19 protein-coding genes are annotated in these 25,107 nt (G+C 63.8%); 14 read left to right on the plus strand and 5 right to left on the minus strand.

What is annotated here, in order from left to right:
• The first annotated feature begins 128 nt into the window (after positions 1-128).
• Positions 129-1,136 (plus strand): hypothetical protein, encoded by a 1,008-nt coding sequence (locus K1X11_RS23275; protein ID WP_221030098.1) that lies wholly within the window; start codon positions 129-131, stop codon positions 1,134-1,136.
• Here K1X11_RS23275 and glmS read toward each other — a convergent pair.
• On the minus strand, positions 1,123-2,976 hold the full coding sequence (glmS, locus tag K1X11_RS23280; protein WP_221030097.1) for a glutamine--fructose-6-phosphate transaminase (isomerizing): 1,854 nt from the start codon (positions 2,974-2,976) through the stop codon (positions 1,123-1,125). The genes K1X11_RS23275 and glmS overlap by 14 nt on opposite strands.
• Before the next feature lie 86 nt (positions 2,977-3,062).
• Here glmS and K1X11_RS23285 point away from each other — a divergent pair, with 86 nt between their 5' ends.
• Complete coding sequence (locus K1X11_RS23285; RefSeq protein WP_221030096.1) at positions 3,063-4,352, plus strand: glucose-1-phosphate adenylyltransferase; 1,290 nt, start codon at positions 3,063-3,065, stop codon at positions 4,350-4,352.
• A 76-nt stretch (positions 4,353-4,428) separates the two neighbouring features.
• Here K1X11_RS23285 and K1X11_RS23290 read toward each other — a convergent pair whose 3' ends face one another.
• The 3 genes from K1X11_RS23290 to K1X11_RS23300 are packed head-to-tail and all read right to left on the minus strand — an operon-like array spanning position 4,429 to position 7,503.
• Positions 4,429-5,724, minus strand: a complete 1,296-nt coding sequence (locus K1X11_RS23290) for an MFS transporter (RefSeq protein ID WP_221030095.1) — start codon at positions 5,722-5,724, stop codon at positions 4,429-4,431.
• A 16-nt stretch (positions 5,725-5,740) separates the two neighbouring features.
• Positions 5,741-6,715: an N-acetylglucosamine-6-phosphate deacetylase gene (locus K1X11_RS23295; RefSeq protein ID WP_221030094.1), complete on the minus strand. Its 975-nt coding sequence runs from the start codon at positions 6,713-6,715 to the stop codon at positions 5,741-5,743.
• Positions 6,712-7,503 carry a 6-phosphogluconolactonase gene (locus tag K1X11_RS23300; protein WP_221030093.1) on the minus strand — a complete coding sequence of 264 codons (792 nt, stop codon included), beginning with the start codon at positions 7,501-7,503 and terminating at the stop codon, positions 6,712-6,714. Before K1X11_RS23300 ends, K1X11_RS23295 begins: the two co-directional genes overlap by 4 nt.
• Before the next feature lie 292 nt (positions 7,504-7,795).
• On the opposite strand from K1X11_RS23300, the gene K1X11_RS23305 reads away from it, so the two are divergent.
• Entirely contained in the window at positions 7,796-8,998 is a 1,203-nt protein-coding gene (locus K1X11_RS23305) for an AGE family epimerase/isomerase (RefSeq protein ID WP_221030092.1), read from the plus strand.
• A 21-nt stretch (positions 8,999-9,019) separates the two neighbouring features.
• Here the strand turns inward: K1X11_RS23305 and ychF are convergent, their stop codons facing one another.
• The gene (ychF, locus tag K1X11_RS23310; RefSeq protein WP_221030091.1) at positions 9,020-10,120 is read right to left on the minus strand and encodes a redox-regulated ATPase YchF; all 1,101 of its coding nucleotides are present in this window, start codon (positions 10,118-10,120) and stop codon (positions 9,020-9,022) included.
• 105 nt (positions 10,121-10,225) lie between these two features.
• On the opposite strand from ychF, the gene rpsP reads away from it, so the two are divergent.
• The 11 genes from rpsP to K1X11_RS23365 all read left to right on the plus strand — a co-directional run bounded on the left by rpsP (position 10,226) and on the right by K1X11_RS23365 (position 25,067).
• Complete coding sequence (rpsP, locus tag K1X11_RS23315; protein ID WP_221030090.1) at positions 10,226-10,486, plus strand: 30S ribosomal protein S16; 261 nt, start codon at positions 10,226-10,228, stop codon at positions 10,484-10,486.
• 112 nt (positions 10,487-10,598) lie between these two features.
• Positions 10,599-11,285 carry a tRNA (guanosine(37)-N1)-methyltransferase TrmD gene (gene trmD / locus K1X11_RS23320; RefSeq protein ID WP_221030089.1) on the plus strand — a complete coding sequence of 229 codons (687 nt, stop codon included), beginning with the start codon at positions 10,599-10,601 and terminating at the stop codon, positions 11,283-11,285.
• Positions 11,282-11,647: a 50S ribosomal protein L19 gene (gene rplS, locus K1X11_RS23325; protein ID WP_221030088.1), complete on the plus strand. Its 366-nt coding sequence runs from the start codon at positions 11,282-11,284 to the stop codon at positions 11,645-11,647. The genes trmD and rplS overlap by 4 nt, the downstream gene beginning before the upstream one ends.
• Before the next feature lie 180 nt (positions 11,648-11,827).
• Positions 11,828-13,822: a transketolase gene (gene tkt / locus K1X11_RS23330; protein ID WP_221030087.1), complete on the plus strand. Its 1,995-nt coding sequence runs from the start codon at positions 11,828-11,830 to the stop codon at positions 13,820-13,822.
• Positions 13,823-14,182: 360 nt separating this feature from the next.
• A complete protein-coding gene (locus K1X11_RS23335) occupies positions 14,183-14,641 on the plus strand; it encodes a MarR family winged helix-turn-helix transcriptional regulator (protein ID WP_221030086.1) in 459 nt (152 codons plus the stop codon).
• Between the two features lie 36 nt (positions 14,642-14,677).
• On the plus strand, positions 14,678-15,799 hold the full coding sequence (locus tag K1X11_RS23340) for an efflux RND transporter periplasmic adaptor subunit (protein ID WP_221030085.1): 1,122 nt from the start codon (positions 14,678-14,680) through the stop codon (positions 15,797-15,799).
• 59 nt (positions 15,800-15,858) lie between these two features.
• Positions 15,859-18,972 carry an efflux RND transporter permease subunit gene (locus K1X11_RS23345; RefSeq protein WP_221030084.1) on the plus strand — a complete coding sequence of 1,038 codons (3,114 nt, stop codon included), beginning with the start codon at positions 15,859-15,861 and terminating at the stop codon, positions 18,970-18,972.
• Between the two features lie 22 nt (positions 18,973-18,994).
• Positions 18,995-20,335, plus strand: a complete 1,341-nt coding sequence (locus K1X11_RS23350; protein WP_221030083.1) for a TolC family protein — start codon at positions 18,995-18,997, stop codon at positions 20,333-20,335.
• A 54-nt stretch (positions 20,336-20,389) separates the two neighbouring features.
• The gene (locus tag K1X11_RS23355) at positions 20,390-23,389 is read left to right on the plus strand and encodes a hypothetical protein (RefSeq protein ID WP_221030082.1); all 3,000 of its coding nucleotides are present in this window, start codon (positions 20,390-20,392) and stop codon (positions 23,387-23,389) included.
• Positions 23,390-23,433: 44 nt separating this feature from the next.
• Complete coding sequence (locus tag K1X11_RS23360) at positions 23,434-24,423, plus strand: AAA family ATPase (RefSeq protein WP_221030081.1); 990 nt, start codon at positions 23,434-23,436, stop codon at positions 24,421-24,423.
• Entirely contained in the window at positions 24,420-25,067 is a 648-nt protein-coding gene (locus K1X11_RS23365; RefSeq protein WP_221030080.1) for a hypothetical protein, read from the plus strand. The genes K1X11_RS23360 and K1X11_RS23365 overlap by 4 nt, the downstream gene beginning before the upstream one ends.
• Positions 25,068-25,107: the final 40 nt, after the last annotated feature.

Genomic DNA, 25,107 nt, shown 5'->3' on the forward strand with positions numbered 1-25,107 from the left:
GTTGTGTGCGATGAGGGAGGCAGCGCAACGTCCTAGTGCAAAACGGACTCACCCGATCGGGTGAGGGCCGTCTAACCCGATCACGTGACGCGCGAGGCCATGCGTTTGCGCTAGGCTGGCCGCGTTCCATGAAAACGCTTTCCTCCTGCTTCCTCCACCTCACCGGCCTGGCGACCCTGGGCGTGGGCATCACATCGGCGCAGTTCGATATGCCCACTGGCGTGTTTGATAACGAAATCTCGTTTGTCGGTTCCGCGGCGACCAACGGTGTATCCGGTTACCAAGGGCCCGACGCGGCGACCACCGGTCACACCTTGATCAGTGACAACGCGCCCTCCGGCACGGCTTATCACTTCGTCGCGGGTCGCCCCTACGGCCCCGATCCCGACGGCTCGACCTTCGCTTCGCAGGCGGACGGCGCGAGCGGCTTCACGTCGTTTCAACTGATGCTCGGGACGCAGGGCTACACGCTGAGCGACGTGACGATCCATTTCGGGCCCAACTCGAGTAACTTTGAGAACAGCTGGAATCTTGGGCAGGGGCGCAACGGTCTCAACTCCAGCACCGGCGCGTTGGTGATCCCGGCCGGCGTCCTGGGCGTCGACCACGAATACGAGGCGTGGACGGGCAGCTCGGTGGAGGATCGTTTCTACGCGGCGAACCCGACCGACGTTTTTTACTACATCGCAATCAACGGTATTCGGGCCATCGATGTGGGTTACGCCGATCTGTATATGCGGATCGACTACGGCAGCACCTCAGCCGGAGGCGATGACATCATCCAAGCCTATCACACGGTGTCAGGCGTGAGAATCAGCGCGGGCGTGAACGGTATGCCGGAATACACCATCGCCGACGCGTTTGTGAACGACGTGAGCAACGCCGGCGGCGGCATTCAGGTCATCATCGATTCGGTGCAGGCGGCGGTGACGGGGGCCTATTCCTACAACGGCAAAGTCGGCAGCCATTTCGCGATCGACGGTCGTCTCGCCGCGGTGCCGCTCTCAGCGGTGCCGGAGCCCGGCACCTACGCGGCGTGGGCGGCGGCGGGGGCCTTTGGGTTTGTGCTCTGGCATCGGCGTCGGCAGCAGCTGGCCGCGGTCGCGGCGACGCCGGAGCCGGTCACTCAACCGTGACCGACTTGGCGAGGTTGCGGGGTTTGTCCACGTCGCAGCCTCGCTCGACCGCCACGTAGTAGCTGAAGAGCTGGAGGGGAATCGTGGCGACAATGGGCAACACCGCCTCGTGGCAGGCGGGAATCGTGATGACGTCGTCGGCCAGCCCCTCGGGCAGGTCGGCGTCGTCGGTCGTGATGGCGATGATGGGGCCGCCGCGGGCTTTGATCTCCTGCATGGAGGAGACGACCTTGTTGAAGAGCTCGTTGTTGGGGACGAGGAAGACGGAGGGGCAGTCGGCGTTGATGAGGGCGATGGGGCCGTGCTTCATCTCGGCGGCGGGGTAAGCCTCGGCGTGGATGTAGGAGATCTCCTTCAACTTCAGCGCGCCTTCGGCGGCGATGGGGAAGAGCTCCAGTCGACCGAGGAAGAGCATGTCGCTGACCTGGGCGTAGCGTTGGGCGATCTGCTTGATGTGATCGGCCTGTTGCAGGGCCTCGCGCACGAGGTCGGGGGCGGCTTTGAGGGCCTTCACGATCTCCACACCGTCGCGGAAGCTCATGTCCCGGATGCGGCCGAGGTAGAGCGCGAGCATGGCGCCGATCATGAGTTGCGAGGTGAAGGCCTTGGTGGAGGCGACGCCGATCTCGGGGCCGGCGTGTTGGTAGATACCACCATCGGCTTCGCGGGCGATGGTGGAGCCGACGACGTTGTTGATCGCGAGCACCTTGAAGCCCTTGCGTTGGGCTTCACGCATGGCGGCGAGGGTGTCGATGGTCTCGCCGGATTGGCTGATGACGAAAAAGAGGGTGTTGGAGAACAGCGGGGTGTTGCGGTAGCGGAACTCCGAGGCGTGGTCGCACTCGACCGGAATGCGGGCGAAACGCTCCACGAGGTGCTCGGTGACGAGGCCGGCGAACATGGCGGTGCCGCAGGCGCAGAACATGAGGCGCGAGGTGGCGCGCAGTTCGTTGGCGGAAAGGTTGAGGCCGCCGAAGTTGGCGGTGGAGCCATCCTCGGCGAAACGGCCGCGCATGGCGTTTTCGAGGGCCTGAGGCTGTTCGAAAATCTCCTTCTCCATGAAGTGGGCGTAGTCGCCGAGCTCGGCGTCCTGCACCTGCCAGGTGACCTTGTCGATGACCGGCGAGACGTCGGTATCGTTGATGGTGGAGATCTCGAAAGCGTTGTCGCGGATGCCGACCAGCTCGCCGTCCTTGAGGTAGACAACGTTCTGGGTGCGGCTCACGAGGGCGGCGACGTCGGAAGCGACGACGAGCTCATCCTGGCCGACGCCGAGGATGAGCGGGGAACCCTTGCGGGCGGCGACGAGTTCGCGGGGGCAATCACTGCAGAGCACGCAGATGCCGTAGGTGCCCTCGACGTGGAAGAGGGTCTTGCGCACGCTCTCGAGCAGGCGGGAGCCGCCGTCGGCCGGATCGCCTTCCTTCTCGTAGTGGTAGGCGATGAGGTTGGTGAGCACCTCGGTGTCGGTCTCGGACGCGAAGGTGTAACCCTTGCTGAGGAGGAATTTCTTAATGGCGGCGTAGTTCTCGATCACACCGTTGTGGATGAGGGCGATCTTGCCGTCGGAGGAGAGGTGCGGGTGGGCGTTCTCGTTGGTCACGCCGCCGTGGGTGGCCCAGCGGGTGTGGCCGATGCCGCAGGAGCCGGGCAGAGTGGAGGGGGCCGCTTTTTGAATCAGGCCCTCGACGCGTCCGGTCTGTTTGGCCAGCTTGAAGCCGTCTTGTCCCAGCACCGCGACGCCCGCCGAATCGTAGCCACGATATTCCAGCCGCTTGAGCCCATCGAGAATGATGGGAGCGGCCTTGGACTTTCCTACGTAACCTACGATTCCACACATAATTTTAACCTAATTAGGCTGGCGAAACTACGCGTCGCGCCAAAGCTGGAGCAAGGCATTTGAACCCCTCCCTCCCTCCGAAAAGCATGAGCTCTAGTAAGAAAGTGGTCGCAGTCGTCATGGGCGGCGGCCGCGGCACCCGCCTCCATCCCCTCACCACCGAAAGGTGCAAGCCTGCCGTGCCTCTGGCCGGCAAATACCGCTTGGTCGATATCCCGATCAGCAACTGCATCAACTCGGGCATCAACCGCATCTTTATTCTGACGCAGTTTCACACCGCGTCGCTGCACCGCCACATTCAGAATACCTACCACTTCGATCCGTTCGGCGGTGGTTTTGTGGATATCCTCTCGGCCGAGCAGACCGAAAAGACCAACGACTGGTATCAGGGCACGGCCGACGCGGTGCGACGCAACCTGCAGCATCTGCGCAACGAGGAACACGACTACGTGCTCATCCTCTCGGGCGACCAGCTCTACCGCATGGACTTCTCAAAGATCATCGAGGAGCACGCCAAGACCGGCGCCGAGGTGACCATCGCCGCCATGCCAATCCCGGTCTCCAAGATCGAGGGTCTGGGCCTCATGGGCGTCGACGACGACCTGAAGATCCAGAAGTTCGCCGAAAAGCCGAAGGACCCCGCTGTCATCGACAGCCTCGCGATGGGCGAGGAGCTCGAAAAGAAGCTCGGTAACGCCAACCCGACCGAGAAGCGCTGCCTGGCTTCGATGGGTATCTATGTTTTCAACCGCAAGGCGCTCGATGAAGCCCTTGCCAACGACATGACCGACTTTGGCAAAGAGGTCATCCCGAGCCTCCTCGGCGAGAAGCAGCTCAACGCCTACGCCTTCGAGGGCTATTGGGAGGACATCGGAACGGTGCAGGCCTTTTTCGAGACCAACCTCGCCATCACCGATCCGCTGCCGCCTTTCGACTTCTTCGACGAGGATGCGCCGATCTACACCCACAACCGCGCCCTGCCGCCGTCCAAGGTCAATGAGTGCACCTTCCACAACGTGGTGATCGGCGACGGTTGCATCATCGAGAGCTGCTCGATCCGGCGCTCCGTGTTCAGCCCGCGCTCCTTCGTGCGCTCCGGCTGCCAGTTGGAAGAGGTCGTGATGATGGGCTCCGACAGCTACGAGACAGCCGAGGACGCCAAGCGCAACGAGGCTGCCAGCATCCCGCATCTGGGGTTGGGGCACGATTGCCGCATCAAGGGCTCCATCATCGACAAGAATACCCGCATCGGTGACCGCGTGGTCCTCTCGCCGGAAGGCAAGCAGGACGGCGTTTACCAGCACGGCGTGGTGATTCGCGACGGTGTATTGGTGGTGCCCAAGGGCGTCACCATCCCGCACGGCTTCGAGCTCTGAGCCACCGGTTCGACACTCTTCAGCAACTTTCCCCGGGGCGGACGCGTGGCGTCCGCCCTTTTTTTGTATCTCGATCTCAGGCCGAGATCTGCCCCGTGCGCGGCTGACCCGGGGTGCTGACCTCGCCGAGGTTGCCGACCAACCAGCTCACCAACGCGAGGGCCGACAGGTGCATGACCCCGCTGGCGACAAACACCGGCGTGAAGGACACGTTTTCCACCGTCCAGCCGATCGCCTGTTGCGTCACGATACCGGCGATACCGCCAAAAGCGCCGGCAAAGCCCGTCACCGAGCCCACCACGTGTTTCGGAAACACCTCCGCCGGCAAGGTCATGTTGGCCCAGGCCGCGTGCGCGAACATCGCCACACTGATCATGCCCACGGCCGCAGCGGCTGACGGGAGCGTTATGATCGACAGCAACGCGACCGGCATGGTGCAGGAGGCGATGAACATGGTCGTTTTGCGGGCCTTGTTCAGCGTCCAACCGCGCCGGATCAACCAGCCCGGGAAACCACCGCCCGTCAGGTTACCCAGGGCGAGGGCCACGAAGGGGATCCAGCCGTATTTGCCGACGCTCGCGAGGTCGAAGCCGCGCTCCTGTTGCAGGAACTTGGGCGTCCAAAAGATGAAGAAGTAGGAGATCGGGTCGGTCAGCATGCGCGCCGCGATACAGCCCCACACGCGCCGGTCGGAGAGCAGGGTGCGGATGGGGATGGCTGGTTTCTTCGGCTCGTCGGAACGGCTGTCGTTGTCGGACTCGATGTGCGCCAGCTCGGCCGCCTTGAGCCACTGATGTTGCCGGGGCAGGCGGAAAACGACGGCCCAGACCGCCACCCAAATCAGACCGAGAACACCGCCGACGATGAAGGCGTAGCGCCAGCCCCAGGTCAGCGCGATCCACGAGACAAGCGGTGCCGCCAGACCCGCCCCGACCGCCGTGCCGGCGTTGAAAATACCCACGGCCATGGCGCGCTCTTTAAGCGGAAACCACTCGGTCACGGCCCGAATGCCGGCCGGAAAACTCGCCGGCTCGGCCGCGCCCAAGAGGAAGCGGCACACGGAGAACTGCGCCGCGGTGCGAGCGAACGCGTGCAGCATGTTGGCGACCGACCAGCCCGAGACAAAAATGAGGAAGGACCAACGGCTCCCGAGCACATCCACCAACCGGCCGCAGACCGCATACATCACGGTGTAGCTGAGCAGGAAGGCCGAGGTGATGTTGGCGTAGTCGATGTCGGTAATGCCGAGCTCATCCTGGATGGTCTGCGCCAGCACGGAGAGCGTCTGCCGGTCGAGGTAGTTGAGCTCCGATGCGAGGCAGAGCATGATGACGATATACCAGCGCAGGCCGGGGATCTTGAGACGGGACATGGGCAGCAAGGAGGGATCAGGTGGTGGGCGGCAGGATGGTGAGTTGGTGGGACGATTCCTCCCACTCCACGTCGATGGGCGGAGGGGCGGGCATTTGCAGGAGTGCGGCGGGGCGGGTCGAACCACAGGCCCAGGCATCGGCCAAGGAGAGTCCACCCACGCGCATGGCGTGGGTGACGGCGCGATCCATGGTGAGGGCCGAACCGGCGAGATTGCCGGCGGGCGGTTGGGAGACGCGCCCGTTGGCATCCACCTCGGCTACGATGTCACCCAAGGTATAGGAGCCGGGTGGGGCGGCGGCGCCGCACATGGCGTCGGTCACCAAGATCGAACGCTCGACGCCCTTGGCTTTGAGCATGGCGCGCAACACGTCGTCGGGGAGGTGGAATCCATCGGCAATGAGACTGGCGGTCAGTCGGTCGTCGGCGAGCTGCGGCCAGAGCACGTTGCGATGCCGGTCCATCGTGCCGTGGCAACCGTTGCCCAGATGGGTGGAGAGTCGGGCGCCTGCCGTCACCGCGTCGTGGATACACGCGGCATCGGCGGCGGAATGACCGATGGCGACCAGCACCTGGTGTTCGACCAGATACTCGATGAGCGGCAACGCCCCGTCGGTTTCGGGCGCGAGGGTGACCAGGCGGATGTGCCCTTCGGCCACGTCCTGGCGGCGTTGAAAGTCCTCAATTGATGGGGCGATGACATGCGCCAGCGGGTGGGCGCCGCGCGGTCCGTCGTGCGGCGAAAAGTAGGGACCCTCCATGTGCAGGCCGGCGATCAACGGACTGTCGCATCGCACCAGCTTTCGCGCGCAGGCGGCGAAGTGATCAAAGGACGAGGTGATGAGCGTCGGCAGGCAGCGGGTCACTCCGGTGGCCCGCATCGCGACGAAGGAAGCGTGCAGATCCTCCGCGGAGATGTCGGCGCGATTGTAGTCAACGCCGGCAAAGCCGTTGACCTGCAGATCGAACAAACCCGGGAGCGACTGGATCATGAGTCGCTTCCCGCCACGACGTGGGCAGCCCGATAAGCCGGACTGAGGCGTGACGCGCCGCCTTCATCAAAGTAGAAGTGATTGCCCGGGTGGCGGCGCAGGATCGAGGCCGGGGCGTCCGGAGAAATCGGGCCTTCGAGACAGCGTTGAGCGGCGGCGGCTTTGCGTTCGTCAGGGACCAGTGTAATGACTTGGTTGATACGCAGAAGCTGTTGTGGCGACATCGTGATGGCACGCTGCGGCACCGCTTCGAGGGTGGGGAACCAGCCCTCGCCGAGTTGTTGGCGACGGCAACCTTCGTCGAGGTCGACCACGAGATACGGTTCCTCGGCGTCAAAATTGGCGGGCGGGTCGTTGAAGGCCACGTGGCCGTTCTCACCAATGCCGGCAAAGGCGACGTCGATCGGCGCGGACTGCAGCTCGGCACCCACGCGGCGGGCGGTTTCGTCCGGATCGGATTCACCATCGAGCAAGTGGTAGCGCGTGATGCCGGTCGGCTTGATCAGGCGGTCCAACAGGTAGCGGCGAAAACTCGCAGGATGGTCAATCGAGAGACCGACGTATTCGTCGAGGTGAAACATTTCCACCTTGGTCCAATCGATATCGGGGGCCGCGACGAGCGCGGCCACAAATTCCATTTGGGAGGCTCCCGTCGCGGCGACGATGCGGGCGAAGCCGCGATCAGCGATGGCTTGGCGAATGATCCCGGCGGCGTGGTGGGCGGCGGCCGCGGCAGCGGCGGGACGATCGGGATAGAGTCGAATCAAAGGGTCGGAAGTGGGACTCATCGGTGAGGTAGGAGAGAGCGGAACGACGGCGACGCGGCGAGGGCAAAGAGGGTGAAAATTGCATTTTTACGAATGAAATTTCACTCGTGGTGCGAAGGGGGTATTCGGTAGTTGGATACGGTCGCGGTCAGGGTTGAAGAGGCTGAAATTTCATCCAGCAAAGAGCCGTCGTTTGAAGCTGGCTATGTGGTGCGGCCGTCGTCGTGGTGAGCCAATGGTGAGCTCGAAGCCGGAAGATGAATCGCGATTCGAAGCAGGGCTGGCCGCGCTGCGAGAAGGGAGCGGTGACTGCATGGCTGCCTGGTTGCGAGAGCATCTCACTCAGCAGGTCTTGCCGTATTGGGAGCCGTTGTGGGGGGACGGAAACCGAGGCCTACCCACCTGTGTCGCGGACGATGGCCAAGTGGTCTCCGGTGACCGTTGGTTGTGGAGCCAGTGGCGCGCGGTCTGGGTGTGTGTGCGTATTTGGCACAGCATCGACCGACGTGAAATTTGGCTCGAACGGGCACGACGGATTGCGGCGTTTTGCGAACGTTACGGTTGGCTGGAGGAGGAGCAGGGTTGGGCGTTATTGGTTTCGGCGGACGGTCGGGTGCTGCGGGGCCACGAAAGCATCTACGTCGATGCCTTTGCGATCTACGGGCTCAGTGAGTTGGCGGTCGCCACTGGCGAAGCGCATTGGCTGCAGTTGGCTCAGCGCACCGCGGCAGCGGTGATGCAACGGTTGGGGAACGCGCCGCACACTTGGCCGCACTTTCCGTATCCGGTGCCGGCCGGACATCAACCGCACGGTGTGCCCATGATTTTTTCCCTCAAACTTGCGGTGCTTGCGGCTGCCGGGGGAGGCGCGGAATATGCTCAGGAAGCGCGGCGATTGGCGGATCAGGTTTGGATGGAGTTTTATGATCCGACGGAAGATCGGGTTTTGGAGACGACGCGCGTGGGCGGGGGCAAGGGCGACGGGCCTGGTGGTGAAGTGACCGTCCCGGGGCACGTGATCGAGGGCATGTGGTTCCAGCGGCTGATCCGGGGGGCGTGGGGCGACGGTGGCGTGTCGCCGCAACGCATCTGGCAGTGCGTGCGGCGTCATTGGGAGTTGGGCTGGGATGCTGCGCAGGGTGGGGGGCTTCTGCTGGCGGTGGACGGGTCGGGGCAACCCGTGGCGGAGGATGCCTGGGGCTTCGCGTCGGCCAAGTTGTGGTGGCCGCAAACGGAGGCCCTGTTGGCGAACCTGTTGGCGTGGCACGATACGCGCGACGCGTATTGGCTAAACAATTACGAGGCGCTGTGGCGCTGGTGTCGGCGTCACTATGTCGACTGGTCGCACGGCGAGTGGCGCCAGAAACTGACGCGTGATCTTAAGCCCTTTGGCGGCACGGTGGCGTTGCCGGTGAAGGACCCGTTTCATCTGCCGCGCAGCCTGATCCTGCAGATCGAACTGCTGGAAAACAAAGCGCCGCCTCCTTTGGTGGGAGACGGCGCGGCAAAGCGTTGAGAGGCGGATGGGGCAGGGCGCTTACTTGGAGAAGCGGAAGACGGCGACGTCGCCGTCCTTGAAGACGTAGTCCTTGCCTTCGAGGCGGTATTTGCCGGCGTCGCGGGCGGCGGCCACGCTGCCCAGCGAGGAGAGATCGTCGTAGGCGACCACCTCGGCCTTGATGAAGCCCTTTTCAAAATCGGTGTGGATGACGCCGGCGGCCTGCGGGGCCTTGCAGCCGATCGGAATGGTCCAGGCACGCACTTCCTTTTCGCCCGCAGTGAAGTAGGTCTGCAGACCGAGCAGGGCGTAGGCCTCGCGGATGAGCAGGGAGACGCCGGAGTCGTTCACGCCGAAGTCAGCGAGGAACTCCTTGGCTTCCTCGGGAGAGAGGTCGATGAGCTCGTATTCGATCTTGGCGCTGATCGGCACGTAGGCGGCGTCGTGGTGGGTGCGCACGAACTCGGCCACCTTTTGCACAAACGGATTGGCGTTGGCGTCGGCCAAATCGTCCTCGGCGACGTTGCAGGCGTAGAGCACGGGCTTGGCGCTGAGGAGCTGGAAGAGGCGCAGGAGCTTGGCCTCGACCTCGTCGACCTCGAGCAGGTTGGCGGGTTTACCCTCGTTGAGGTGCGGCTCGAGGCGCTGGAGCAGGGCGAGTTCGGCCTGAGCCTCCTTGTCGCCGCCGCGTGCCTTCTTGGTGCATTTTTCGGCGCGCTTGGTGACCGCCTCGTAGTCGGCGAGGATGAGCTCGGTGGTGATGACCTCGATGTCGCGCACCGGGTCGACCGAACCCATGTTGTGAATGATGTCGTCGTCCTCGAAGCAGCGCACCACGTGGATGATGGCGTCGACCTCGCGGATGTTGGCGAGGAACTGGTTGCCGAGGCCTTCGCCCTTGGAGGCACCGGCGACGAGACCGGCGATGTCGACGAATTCGACGGCGGCCGGGATGACCACCTGCGTCTTCGCGATCTCCTGCAGCACACCCAGGCGGGCGTCCGGCACGGTCACGACGCCCACATTGGGGTCGATCGTGCAGAACGGGTAATTGGCTGCCTCCGCCTTGCGCGAGCGAGTGACAGCATTAAAGAGGGTGGACTTCCCCACATTTGGCAGACCGACGATTCCGGCTTTCATAAAGTGTCGAGCACACTCCGGGGAGTCGGGGCTTGACAAGCCATTTGTCGCCCGGTGCATTCCTCAACTTTTCGCAAGCAACTAGACCGTTTTAGAAACACTTCCATGGCTCTCAAAATCCGCCTTTCCCGCATCGGCACGACGCACGCACCCGTTTACCACGTGGTGGTTGCGGAGGCTCGCTCCCGCCGTGACGGCCGGGCGACCGAAATCCTCGGCACCTACAATCCCCGCGCCAAAGGTGAGCAGCTCACCCTCAACGTCGAACGCGCTGACTATTGGGTCAGCCAAGGCGCCAAGCCGACCGATACCGCCAACTCGCTGATCAAGCAGGCCCGCAAGGCCGACGCCGCCGCCGAGGCCTGATCGAACGAGCGATAAGCGACATTCGTTTCCTTTTCATCGCCCCGGCTTCGTCCGGGGCGGTTTTGTTTACTCAGCCCGAGCTTCAACCCTTCCTCCCGCCGCCCTCCTGATCATGGCACTGCGTGTCGATGTGCTGACCTTGTTCCCTCGCATGCTGGAAGGCTTTCTGACCGAAAGCATCCTCGGCAAGGCTTTGGAGCGGCAGCTCCTCCAGGTCGACGTCCATGATTTGCGCGATTGGTGCACGGACAAACATCGCACGGCCGACGACCGCCCCTTTGGCGGTGGGGCCGGGATGCTCCTGAAACCCGAACCCGCGGTCGCCGCCATTGAGGCGCTGCAGTCCCCGGGCTGCCGCCGCATCTATCTCACGCCGGACGGGGTCCCTTTCAGCCAAGAGATTGCGCAGGAGCTTTCGCAGCAGGAGCATTTGGTCCTGCTGAGCGGCCATTATGAAGGAATTGATCAACGGATCCGTGATGAAGTCATCGATCAGGAGATCAGTATTGGTGACTATGTCCTTACCAATGGGACACTTCCGGCAGCGGTGCTCATCGATGCGATGGCCCGTTTCATCCCGGGAGTATTGGGCGAGGAAAAGTCATTGACGCACGAATCCTTCACCGGCAAATTGCTCGACTTTCCTCAATACACGCGCCCCGCCGAATTTCGAGGTAAGTCCGTTCCAGAGGTTTTGCTCTCGGGAAATCACGGCGAAATCGAGAAGTGGCGTCTTGCGCAACGTATCGAGAAGACCCGCCAAGTCCGTCCAGATTTACTCAATAACCAACCGTCATGAATCCCATCATTAAAGAGGTCACCGCTTCGCAAGTGAAGTCGGACATCCCGTCCTTCAAGGTCGGCGATGGTGTCCGCGTGCACACCAAGGTGCGCGAGGGCGACAAAGAGCGCATCCAGATCTTCGCGGGTATCGTCATCGCTCGCAAGGGCGGGGGCATCCACGAGTCCTTCACCGTCCGTCGCATCAGCTACGGCGAAGGCGTCGAGCGCGTTTTCCCGCTCAACAGCCCGAACATCGACAAGATCGAGATCGATCGTGAGTCGGTTCCGATGCGCGCCCGTCTCTACTATCTGCGCGACCGCAAGGGTAAGGCGGCTATGGCCATCAAGGCCAAGCGCTTCGATTCTGCAAAAGCTTAACATTTGCGCGGAATCCGGGTCAAAGCGACCCGCTTTTTACAATTTGAGGCGACCCGTTTTGGGTCGCCTTTTCTTTTTCACACGTTGGACCGGACTTCCGTATTGCACCACGCGGAGTGGGGGGGTCGTCTTGCGGGCCCAGCCTTGGTTGGGTAACATCCAAGCTTTCCCCGCTACTACATGAAGTTGAATACCGAGATCCTCTCCGCCGCTGCGAACCAAGCCCGTGGGCTGGCCATTGATGCAGTGCATAAGTGCTCTTCCGGCCACTTGGGCCTGCCCCTCGGCACCGCCGAGATTGGTGCTGTTCTCTATGGGAACGCCCTGGTGCACAATCCGGCCGAACCGCGCTGGCTCAACCGCGACCGCTTCGTCCTCTCCGCCGGTCACGGTTCCATGTTCCTCTACAGCTGGCTCCACCTGAGCGGCTACGATCTGTCGCTGGAGGACGTGAAGTCCTTCCGTCAGCTCCACTCCAAGACCCCCGGTCACCCCGAGTTTCACGAGACCCCAGGCGTCGAGTGCACCACCGGCCCGCTGGGCCAGGGCATCGCTAACGCCGTGGGTCTGGCGCTCTCCGGCAAGATGGCCGAGTCGCGCTTCAACACCGCCGATTACACGATTTTTGACCACCACGTGATCTGCCTCGCCGGTGACGGCTGCATGCAGGAAGGCGTTGCCATGGAGGCCGCGGCTTTCGCCGGCCATCATCAGCTCGATAACCTCGTGCTGATTTACGACTCCAATGACGTCACTCTCGACGCGCTGGCGGAGAAGACTCAGAGCGAAAACACCGCCGCCCGCTTCAAAGCCATCGGTTGGGATGTGATCACGCTGGCCGACGGCCACGATCTGGCGGCCATCCTCAAGGCAGTCACCAAGGCCAAACGCGCCAAGTCCGGCAAGCCGCAGCTCATCATCGCCAAGACCATCATCGGTAAGGGTATTGCCGAGGTGCAGGGCACGGCTAAGGGCCACGGTGAAGGCGGCGCCAAGTTTGCCGATTCCGCCCGCGCCTCCCTCGGCCTCCCGGCCGACGAAACCTTCTACGTGAGCCCCGAGGTTCGCGAGTATTTCGCCGCCCACAAGAAGCGCCTCGCTCGCCAGTTCTCCAAGTGGAAGAAGACCTACAAGGCCTGGGCTGAAGCCAACCCGGAAAAGGCCGCGCTCCTCGAGAGCCGCAGCGCCGACATTTCGGCCGACGACCTGCTGGCCAAGATCCCGGCCTTCCCGGCCGACGCCAAGCTCGCCACCCGCAAGGCCGGTGCCGACGTGCTCCAGCCGATCGCCGGGGCCATGCCGCTGATGATTTCGGGCAGCGCCGACCTCCACGGTTCCACGCTCAACTACATCGCCGACGCCGGCGATACCGACCCGACCAACCGCGGCGGTCGCAACGTCCGTTTCGGTATTCGTGAGCACGCCATGGCGGCCATGTGCAACGGTCTCGCTTACGACGGCATTTTCCGCCCGTCCTGCGCGACCTTCATGGTCTTCGCCGACTACGCCCGCCCGTCCATCCGCCTGGCGGCCCTCTCCGGTCTGCCGGTGGTTTACATCTTCACCCACGATTCCGTGGGCGTCGGTGAAGACGGTCCGACCCACCAGCCGGTGGAAACCGTCTCCGGTCTGCGCGTGATCCCGAACCTCGACGTCATCCGCCCGGGTGATCCCGAGGAAGTCGCCGGCGCTTTCGCCGCCGCTTTCTCCCGTGGTGACGGTCCGACCATGCTGTCGCTCACCCGCCAGGCGATGCCGATCCAGAATGAGATCGACGTCGCGACCCGTCGCGAGGGGGTCCAGAAGGGCGCCTACGTCGCGGTGAAGGAAACCGAAGAGCTGGGCTGCATCCTGCTCGCCAGCGGTTCCGAGCTGCAGCACGTCATCGACGCCGCCAAGAAGATCGGTGGTTCCGCCCGTGTGGTTTCCGTGCCCTGCTTCGAGCGCTTTGCGCGCCAGTCGGCCGAATACCGCGAAGAGGTGTTGCCGTCCAGCTGCCGCAAGCGTGTCGCCATCGAGGCGGGTGTGAGTGGTCTCTGGTCCCAATACGTCGGCCTCGACGGCAAGGTCCTCGGCATCGACCGTTTCGGCATCAGTGCTCCGGGTGGAGTGGTGATGAAGGAACTCGGCATGACCGCCGCCGACGTCGTCGCCGCCGTCCAGTCGCTGGGCTGATCGCCTGGTAAAACAATTCCCCGGTTTAGTTGGTTCTGATCGGGTGAGGGGAGTCCGCCGCGGTGGGCTCCCCTCTTTGTTTGGGAGATCGCGACAGGGGCGGTGACGCGGTGGAGCGGGTTTGCCGAGCGATTCTCGGGGTGATTGGCAGCCGTGTGCAACCGGTCCAATCGTTCAAAATGAAACAATTTGCGGAAAAGCCGCAAAACGACTTGCGGAAATAGTTAGGCGGCTAACTATCAGGCACCTTCCCACTTTGTGATGCCTTTATTGATGCTGAAAGACCTGCCGCGCTACGAGTGTCTGCTCGAGTGCTCCAAGCGGTTTCCAGATTTGGATCCTGCTGCAGGAAGCCTATTTATGAATCTTCTCCGCTCGGCGGATGAACTCTTCGCGATCAAGTCGGCATTTTTGAACCAACACAACATTTCAAATGGTCGGTTCACCGTTTTGTTGCTGTTGAGCGCCGCGGTCGACGAAGGGGAAGCCGAACCACCCGCGCGCGGTCCGGCCGAATTGGCCGAAATGGCCGGCGTGACTCGGGCCACCATGACCGGTCTCATCGATACGCTTGAGAAGGACGGTTATGTGCGCCGTGAGCCGGATCCGCGTGATCGTCGGGCGATGTTGGTGCACGTCACGCCCAAGGGGGAGGCCTTCACCAACGAAGTGTTGCCAGGTTATTTTCGTCGTGTGGGCACCATCATGGCGCCCTTGGACGCGACCGAGCGCGAGGAACTCCTGCGCCTCATCATGAAACTCCGGGAAGGCATCGCCGCTGCTGGTGCTGTGGACCTGCCGCCGCCTTCGACCGTTTAACTTTTTTTAATCACCACTTCTTTTCCAGCTCCAGTCATGATCAAAAAATTCATTATCGCCATTCTCGGCTTTGTCGCGGTCGTCGCGACGCTCGTCGTCGTCAAGGCGGCCCAAATCAAAGAAATGATGGGTATGGCCGGTGGCCAACCGACCACCGCCGTGAGCACTGCTATTGCCGAGAAACAGGAATGGCACCCCTACATCCACTCCATCGGCACGCTGTCGCCGGTGCAGGGTGTCACCATCAGCGCCGAGCTGGAAGGGGCGATCACGTCTCTGCCGGTGGAAAACGGCGCCGCCGTGAAGGAAGGCGACCTGCTCCTCACCCTCGATACGACCATCGAGACCGCTCAGCTTGAGGCCGCCGAGGCCCGTGCCGAGCTCGCGCGTCTGCAGCGCAATCGCGCCAAGGAGCTCATTGGCAAAAACACTATCAGCCAATCCGAGCTCGACAGCGCCGTCGCCCAATATGCCCAGTCCATGGCCGACGTTGCCGCGATCAAGGCCACCCTCGCCAAGAAGGCGATTCGCGCGCCGTTCAGCGGTCGCGTCGGCATTCGCATGGTTAACCTCGGCCAATATGTGTCCCGCGGCACGCCGCTCCTGCCGCTGCAGAAGTTGGATGAGGTCTTCGTCGATTTCTACGTGCCCCAGCGCCAACTGCCGCAGGTCGGCCTCGGCCAGAGCGTCAACGTGATGGTCGACGCGTTCCCCGATGAGGTCTTCGAGGCCACCATCACCGCCATCAATCCGGTGGTGGATTCCGCCACCCGCAACGTAGCGGTGCAGGCCACTCTGGCCAATCCGGCCGAGCGCCTGCGTCCCGGCATGTTTGCCCAGCTGGAGGTGGTCCTGCCGGACGCCGAAGAGGTGGTGGTCGTGCCCACCACGGCCATCGCTTACGCCAGCTACGGCAACTCGGTCTTCGTCGTCGAAACCCTGAAAGGTGAAGACGGCGCCGAATTCCTCGGGGTGCGCCAGCAGCCGGTTACGCTCGGCGTGAAGCGCGGTGACATGGTCGCCGTGCTCAGCGGACTCGAAGGCGGCGAGGAAGTCGCCTCCACGGGCGTCTTCAAACTGCGCGACCACCTCCCGGTCCAGATCAACAACGAGATCGAACTCAACGCCTCGATCGACCCGCAACCCGACAATACCTGAGCACGCCGATCGACTGATTTCGACGTCCGCTTCCGCTTCTTTCCGACGCTTTTCCAGCCATGCTAAAACGCAGCTTTACCGATCTCTTCGTGCGCAAGCCGGTGATCGCGCTGGTGGTCAACATCGCCATCCTGGTGGTGGGATTGGTCTCCTACAACCAGCTCAATACCCGACAATATCCCCGCAGCGACAGCGCGGTGGTCAATGTCTCGACCATCTACTTCGGCGCCAGCGCCGATACCGTGCGTGGCTACATCACCACGCAGCTTGAGCGCGCCATCTCCAGCGCCGATGGCATCGATTACATCGAGTCCGAGAGTATGGCCGGCATGAGCACCATCCGGGTGTATCTGCGGCTCAACTACGACACGACGGCTGCGCTGGCCCAGATCTCCGCCAAGATCGACCAGGTGCGCAACGAGCTGCCGCCCGAGGCCGAGTCGCCCACCATCAGCGTGGAGACCAGCGACAGCCAGTTCGCTTCGATGTATCTGAGCTTTTACTCCGATACGCTCAGCCAGAACCAGATCACCGATTATCTGAACCGCATGGTGCAGCCGCGTCTCGCCGCCGTCCCGGGCGTGCAGCGCGCCGACATTCTCGGTGGCCGCGTTTACGCCATGCGCGTCTGGCTCAAACCGGATGAACTGGCCGCCCGCGGACTCAGCCCGTCCGAGGTGCGCCAGACGCTGGCCAGCAACAACGCTTTGTCCGCCGTGGGTTCCACCAAGGGCAACCTGTTGCGCATGAGTCTCGTCGCCAACACCGACCTCAAGAACGTCGAGGAATTCCGCGACATGGTGGTGGCGCAAAACGGTGGTGCGATCGTGCGCTTGTCCGATGTGGCCGATGTCGAACTCGGCGCCGAGAGCTACGACGCCGAAGTCCGCTTCGGCGGCAAAACCGCCACCTTCATGGGCGTGTGGGTGCTGCCGACGGAGTCGACCGTGGAAGTGATCCGGAGGGTTCGCGAGGCGTTCCCCGATGTGCAGGCGAGTCTGCCCGCCGGTCTCGAAGCCGAGATGGCGTATGATGCGACTGAATACATCAACGACGCCCTGCGCGAGATTCTCACGACCCTCATGGAGACGCTGCTCGTCGTCATGGTGGTGATCTTCCTCTTCATGGGCTCCCTGCGCTCGGTCATCATTCCGATCGTGGCCATGCCGCTCTCGCTCATCGGCGCCATGTTCGTGATGTTTATCATGGGCTTCACCATCAACCTGCTGACCTTGCTCTCCATCGTGCTGGCGGTCGGTATCGTGGTCGACGACGCCATCGTCGTGGTGGAAAACGTGGAACGTCACATCCGCGAGGGACTGACCCCGATCAAGGCCGCCATTCAAGGGGCGCGCGAACTGGTGGGGCCGGTCATCTCGATGACGATTACACTCGCCTCGGTCTATGCGCCGATCGGTTTCCAGGGCGGCCTGACCGGCGCGCTGTTCCGCGAGTTTGCCTTCACCCTCGCTGGCGCCGTGGCCGTTTCCGGTTTCGTCGCGCTGACGCTCTCGCCGATGATGAGCGCCTACATGCTCAAGGGCGGCGACGCCGAAGAGAAGGGTCTTACCGGCGTGATCAACCGCGTCTTCGACCGCGTGCGCAACCGCTACGACAAGATGGTCGGGGGCAGCCTGAACGCAGTCCCCGTTACGCTCACGGTGGCGGTGCTCTTCGCGCTGCTGCTCGGGCCGTTCTTCATGTTTGCCCAGAAGGAACTCGCCCCGAAGGAAGACCAGGGCGTGCTCATGACCATTCTCTCCGGTTCGCCCACCGCGACGATTGAGCAGGCCGTGCGCTATACCGAGCAGGTGCAGGCGTTCTACGAAGCTCAGCCGGAGTATGATAACTCCTTCCAGATCACGACGCCCAACTTCGGTTTCGGCGGCATGATCCTCAAACCGTGGTCCGAGCGAGAGCGCAGCGTGATGGAGATCGAAGCCGCGCTGCAAAGCGAGGCCGCCAAGATCACCGGCGCCAACGCCATTCTCAACACTCCGGACGCCCTGCCGGCCGGCGGTCAGTTCCCGATCGAGTTCGTTATTCGCTCCACCGACGACCACCATGAGATGCTGGAGTTTGCCAACGAGCTCGTGCTCTACGCCAACACCGAAGCCAATGCGGGTGGGGGAGCGCCGACCTTCTATTTCGCCGACAGCGACCTGAAGTTCGACCTGCCGCAAACCACCATCGACATCGACAAGGACAAGGTCGCCTCGATGGGCCTCAACCTCACCGACGTCGCCCGTGACCTCGGATCCATGCTTGGTGGCGGTTACGTCAATCGCTTCGTCAACGACGGTCGCAGCTACCGCGTCATCCCGCAGGTCGAGCGTGGTCAACGCCTCAACCCCGAGCAGCTGCTCGACTACCGTATCCGCGGTCCGCAGGGCCAGCTCATCCCCTTGTCGACCATCGCCACGCTGAAGGACACCGTCGAGCCGCGAATGCTCAACCGCTTCCAGCAGCTCAACGCGGTGAAGATCACCGGCGTCGGTCCGAGCATCGATGCCGCTCTCACCAAACTGGAGCAAAAGGCCGGCGAGATTCTGCCGGCCGGTTACACCATCGATTACGGTGGCCAGTCCCGTCAGCTGCGTGTGGAAGGCAACGCCCTTTGGCAGGCCGGTCTGCTCGCGCTCATCCTCATCTTCCTGGTGCTCTCGGCCCAGTTTAACTCCTTCCGCGATCCGCTCATCATCCTGCTCGGTTCCGTGCCGCTGGCCTTGGTGGGCGCGATGTTGCCGATCTTCCTCTGGCAGACGTCGCTCAACATCTATTCCCAGATCGGTCTCATCACCCTGGTGGGCCTGATCGCCAAGAACGGTATTCTGATCGTCGAGTTCGCCAATGCGCTGCAGGAGCAGGGCGTCGCGAAGAAGGAAGCCATCCGCCGCGCCGCCGCCACCCGTCTGCGTCCGGTGCTCATGACTTCGGCCGCCACGGTCTTCGGTCACATGATGCTCATCTTCGTCGATGGCCCCGGTGCCGCCGCGCGTAACAGCATCGGTTGGGTGCTCGTGGTCGGTATGGCCGTGGGCACGTTCTTCACCCTCTTCGTGGTGCCGGCCTTCTACATGTTGATCGCCAGCGAACACCGCCACGCGGTGGTCGAAGACGAAGATGCAGACGATACCGCCTCCGCCGGCGAACCCGCCCCGGCTCAGTCCTGATCCACCGTTCCTTTCGTTCGCCATGAATCCTCTTCGATTTGTCCCGTCCTTTCTGATTCGCCCCGCTGTCGTGGCGGTGGGGGCGCTGCTCCTGCCCGCGGTGGCCGGCGCCCAGCCGATGCCCAACCGGCTCGATCTGGAAACCGCCATCACCTACGCGGTGGAGAACAACTTCGCCATCCGCCAGGCCCGGGAGCGCATCCGCGAGCAGGAAGGTCTCATCCTCGAGGTGAAGTCCCAGGTCCTGCCCAACGTGTCGCTCAACTCCAGCTACACCCGCGACGCCGAGAGCCTCTCCGCCGCCGGCGCCAGCGATCAGAACTGGAACATCACCCTGCAAGCCCGCCAGCTGCTCTACTCGGGCGGCGGCGTGCAGGCGGCCCTCGATGCCCAACGCATCGTGCGCGAGACCGTGCTGCTCGAACTGCAATCCATCATCAACGACCAGCTGCTGCAGGTGCGCACGAGCTTTTATGACGTGCTGCTCGCCCGGGAGCAGATCCAGGTGCAGGAGCAGAACGTGCAACTGCTCGAGGAGCAGCTCACCACCGCGCGCAACCGCTTCGAAGCTGGCGCCGTGTCCAACTTCGATGTCCTGCGCGCCGAGGTGGAACTCGCCAACGCCCAGCCCCCGCTCATCCGCGCCCGCAACGCCCTGCGCATCTCCATCGACCAGCTGCGTTATTACCTCGGGTTCGATAATCCCGACCGCTCGCAGGTCGCCGCGATTCCCGAATTTTTGGGTAAACTCGACATCGAGCCGGTGTCTTTCGACCTCGCCGCCGCCATCGATACGGCTCGCGCCAATCGTCCCGAGTTGGTGCGCCTCACCAAGCTCGTCGAGGCCCGCGCCGCCGGCGTGAAGATTGCCCAATCCGATCGCCTGCCGGACTTGTCCCTCGTGGGTGGATACCAGGTGCGCAAAAACCCGTTCTCGGAAAGCTTCGGTGACTCCTACAATGGCTGGACCATCGGTTTGCAATCGAACTGGTCCATCTGGGATGGCCGGGCGACGCGCGGCCGCGTGGAGCAAGCGCTCTCGCAGCAGAAGCAGGCGCAACTCTCGCTCGAAGACGCCACGCTGGCGGTCGAAGTGGAGGCCCGCCGCGCCGTGTCCGCGCTCAACGAAGCCACCGAGCTGGCCGACGCCGCCGTCAAGGTGGTGGAGCAGGCCGAGGAGGCCCTGCGCCTCGCCAACGCCCGTTACGGGGCCGGCACCGCCACGCAGCTCGAGCTCCTCGCCGCCCAGGTCGCCCTCACGCAGGCGCGCAACAATCAGTTGCAGGCCAACTACAGCCACAACGTCGCGGCCGCTGCCCTGCGTCGGGCACTTGGTCAAAGTGACGTATTGATCGCCAATTGATCGCGACGTAGAACTTCCGCCGCTTGCTGAGGTCGGACCCAGCAAGCTTCAGCAATGACTCGGCGACGCGGAATCCTCATCGGCATCGCACTGCTGGCCGTCGTGGCCGTGGTGTTGGTTGCGCTCGCTTTCAACTCAAGCCTCCAGACGCGCGTCGCCCGGAGCATCCTCGCGGATCAACCGGGCCTCGACGCCTCGCTGGAGCAGGTCGACATCGGTTGGAGCACGGTGCGGGTGGACAATCTGCTGTTGCGCCAGGACGGCGTCGTGCTGCGCGTGCCTCAGGTGGAGGCAGAGCTGCCGTTGTGGCGATTGGCGTTTAACGACGTGCGGGTCGGCCGTCTGGTCGCCCACGATTGGGAATTGCAGATCGAGCCCGGTGCGACGCCCGTAGCGCGAACCGAAACGACATACCCGCCTGAACCCGCGACCGCGACGGCAGATTGGTCGGCGGGACTGCGCGGTTTCGCCCAGCTGCTGGCGACGAGCGACGGTGCCGTGACCGTCAGTCCGCTGAACCAAATCCTCGAGGCGCTAAGCCTGCCGGTGGATGTCGCGCTGGGCGGAGTCGACCTGAGTGGCCGCGCCCGCTGGCGCGACATCGGTCCGGGGGCCGATGGTCATGCGCAGGTCAAAGTGCAGGGCGGCGGTTTGGCCGCCGGAGCGCAGGGCAACTTTACCCTGTTGGTGGAAGCTCAAGGCGCGCGGGCATCATCGGCCGGCATTCAATCATTGACCATCGACGCGCGTATCGCGGTGACGATGGAAGACGCTCGCACGGTGGGGGCGGTGGGCTTGGCGGCCGATTTGGCGGGACGCCGCGAGGACCGCACGGAGCCGGACCGGTTTACCTTGGAAGCGGAGCTCTCGCATCTGGGAGAAGCGCCGCGGGCGAGCGTCGCGCTGCGGGATGAACGCGTGCAACTGCTCAACCTCGAGCTGACCCAAACCGCCGGCGCCGAAGGCCTCGCGGGCACCTGGGCGGTCGGGTTCGACCACGAGTCGGCAGGGAGTCTGATGTTGGGCCAGCTGTTGCCGGAGTTCGCTCTGCGCGGCGAAGGTGAGCTGAGTGCCAGTTCCGATTTGAGCACGGGCGCGATCGCGGGCGAGCTGCATTACACGATGCGCGATTTGGACATGGTGCAGCCGGAGCTGAGCGCGATCGGTGAGGTGCGCGGGCAAATCGGCTTTGATCTGAATTTGCGGGAAAACAACCTCCGCTGCACTCGCTTCACGGCGACGCTCGAAGGCGCGGCGCCGGTGCTGTCGTTCCGCTTGTTGCAGGGCGTCGAGGTAGCGCACGACACCCATGAAGTGCGGGTCATGCAGCCCGAGGAACCCGTCTTTGCGCTCGATTTGATGGGCCTGCCGACGGCTTGGGCCCAACCGTGGTTGGAGCCGATGGTGCTGGATGCCCAAGCGATTCAGGGGACGCTGGTGGGTTTGGTGACCGGTCATGGCCTGCGCCTGGTGACTTCGGAGGACGTGACGGTGCGTGGTCTCGTCGTGGCCGAGGACGGTCGCACCTTGCTGGAAGGCATCGACCTCAATCTTAGTGTCGGGGCGGAGGTGACCGGCGACGGTTGGCAGGTGGAACTCGATCGCTTGGAGGTTTCCGATGCGGACGGCTACCTGGGCTTGCTCAGCGCGCGCGGCGGTCAGCTGCGGCGGGAAAACCAAGTGCTTAAACTGGCTGGCCATTTTGAGTCCGATCTCCGCGTGCTGCAACGAGTGCCGCTGGCGGCCGGCAGTCTGGCGCTCGAAACCGGTCGCGTTTCGGGTGAACTCGGTCTCGGCCTCGAGGAACGGGTATCGTTGGCGGCCGCCATCTCCGTGACGAACCTCACCTTGGCGGACGGGCAGGCGCTGCCGGAAATGCAGCTCGATGGCCGGGTCGACCTCTTGCCCGATGGGGGGCTGGAAGCGCATTTGCCGATGCGATTTACCCAAGACGATCGGATTTCGGACCTCACCCTCAACATGAGCGCCAAGCCGTCGGCGGAAGGCTGGCTCGCGGAGGGTAGCCTCACCGGTCCGCGGGCTTACGTTTCGGATCTGCAGGGCCTGGGCCTCATCGTGGCGGCCGCGCCGGAGGCACCGGGCGCCGAGGCTTCCCCGGCAGGGCCGGATCAGACCGACTCGACGCGTCCGATCTGGGCAGGCTGGCAAGGCACCTTTAAGACGGCGGTGGGCGAGTTGACCCTGCCCAACGGCATGGTGCTGGAAAACGTGCGGGGTGACATCGTGCTGGATGCGCTCGAAGTGAAACTGGACAGCGTGAGCGCGCAGGTGGGCAGTGGTGGATCGGTGACGATGCAGGGCGGGCTCGATTTTGATGCCAACCGGCCGGCGACCTATGCGGCGACCGGCGCGATCTCGGCGGAGAGCGTCGATGTGGGCGCGCTGCTGCGGGTGATCGATCCGACCCAATTGCCGACTCTGGAAGGACGCCTGAACCTCACCGCCCAGCTCAACAGCGCGGCGAGTGACCTGCAGGATCTGATGGACCAAGCCTCGCTGGAGGCTCGGGTCACGAGCGCGGGTGGGGTGCTGCGCGCGCTCCAAGTGGACGTCGAGCAATACCTGCAGACCGGCCGCACCCTCGCGGCAGTGGGGGGCCTGTTCGCGGCGCTCTCCGGCAACGAAACCTTGGGGCGGCGCGCCCAACGACTGCAGACCCTCACGACCGTGGCCGAACGGCTGGCCGCGGTGAGCTTTGACCAACTTAATCTGGAGGTGAACCGCGCACCCGGCGGCAACATGGTGCTGCGCGACCTGGCGGTCATCTCGCCGGGCCTGCGTCTGCTCGGCAACGGCTCCATCCGCTACAGCGAAGATATGTCGTGGTGGACCGCGCCGCTCGCGCTGACCCTGCAATTGGCTGCCCGCGAAGACGTGGGCGACATGCTGGCCCGGCTGAACCTCGTCGAGAGCGAGGCTGACGCGCTGGGTTACCGACCGCTCGTGCAGGCGATCAACCTCGACGGTTCGCTGGCCCATGTCGGCACCGCGGAACTGGGGCGGCTGCTCTCCCGTGCGCTCGACCTGCGCTGACACGCGGCAGTTGCCTTTGGGCGCGGCGTGAGCATCTTGGCGGCGTGATAACCTCGGTCACCTTTCGCCGTTTTAAGGCGCTGCGGCACACCCAGCTGGAATTGGCGCCCTTTAACCTGATCGTCGGCCCCAACGGTTCAGGCAAAACCAGTCTCATCCAAGCGGTGCTGCAACTGCGCAACCTCGCGCCGCTGCCCCTCGCGACCGAGCCACCGCCAGCCGATGCGCCGGAGGGGCCCGAGATCCGCTTCCAATTGACCCATCCCGGTCCACTCGCGGTGAGCATGCACTGCCGGGAACATCGGCGTTGCGACGCCCTGCGTTTGATCGATGGCGACGCGGCCAGTTGGCCGGCGGCGCGCGACCGGCTCGGCGCGGTGCAGGTGTATTTGCTCGATCATTACGCGATCGCCGCGCCCAGCCTGCCGACCGACGGGCGCACCGTGCACGGCAACGGCGGCAACCTAGCCACCGTGGTTGGCCATTGGCGGGAGGCGCTGCCGGCGACGTATCAGGCGTTTCATGACGAGGCGCTGGGCCTGTTCCCGGAATACGACGACCTGCGGGTGAAGGAAGCGGAGTCCTGTCGGCTGACCGTCGCGCTGCGGCTGACCGATGAACAGGATTGGGTGGAGGCGGATTCGCTTTCGCAAGGCACGCTCTACGCGCTCGCCCTATGCGCGATCGCCCATGAACCCGCGCCGGCACCGATCATCTGTATCGAAGAATTGGATCGCGGCCTGCATCCGCGGTTGTTGCGGCAGGTGCGCGACGTGGTCTACCGCCTGAGTTATCCGTCGGATTATGGGCTCGAGCGTGAGCCCGTGCAGGTGATTGCGACCACCCACTCGCCCTACCTGCTCGATCTTTTCCGGGATCATCCGGAAGAGGTGGTCATCGCCGAAAAACGCGGGCGGGAGGCCAGTTTCACGCGGCTCGCGGATCATCCCGACCTGGACCAGCTCCTGGAGGAAGGCTCTTTGGGCGACATCTGGTTTGCCGGTCTGTTGGGGGGAGTGCCCGAGGATTCATGAAAGTCGCCTTGCTGAGTGAATCGCCGGCCGACGAAGCCGCCATCGCCGTGCTGGTGGAGACCGTGCTGGGTCAACGCATCCAGCGCGTGCGTCCGGCGCTGCGGGCGCGCGGTTGGCCCAATGTCCGGCAGGTGTTGCCGGCAGTGGTGCGGCACCTGCACTTTCGCACCGACGCGGAGCTGCTGGTGGTGGTGGCCGATGCCGATGATTCGGTGGTGCACACCAGCGAACACGATCATCACCCCGGCTGTCGCGTCTGCCAGTTGCGCGCGGTGTTTCGCAAGGCGACCAAAAACCTGCCGCCGGCGCGCGGGCGGGACCGGGTGTTGCGCGGCGTCGGCATTGCGGTGCCGGCGATGGAAGGGTGGTATCTGTGCGGCTCCGACGAAACCGTCACGGAGGAGGCATGGATCGCGGGGCAGGAGACCGCGCGCCAGCCGTTTTCTCGCGCGGAGTTGAAGGAGCGGGTCTACGGCACCTCGCGCCCGACGCTGGCGCTCGAAACCGAAAAGGCGGTGGCGGCGGTGCGACGCATGGGGGGCGACCTGCGGCGCCTGGAGCACGAGTTTCCCGGATTTGCCGTTCTGGCCAACGATTTGCGGGCCGCGCTGGCCGAAGTGCGTGGCCGGGAAAATCGACCCTAAAGGGTTGAAACTTCGGGCGACTGCGGTCGCAGTTACCGCC

It is taken from the genome of Actomonas aquatica (genome assembly GCF_019679435.2).
GTDB lineage: Bacteria > Verrucomicrobiota > Verrucomicrobiia > Opitutales > Opitutaceae > Actomonas > Actomonas aquatica.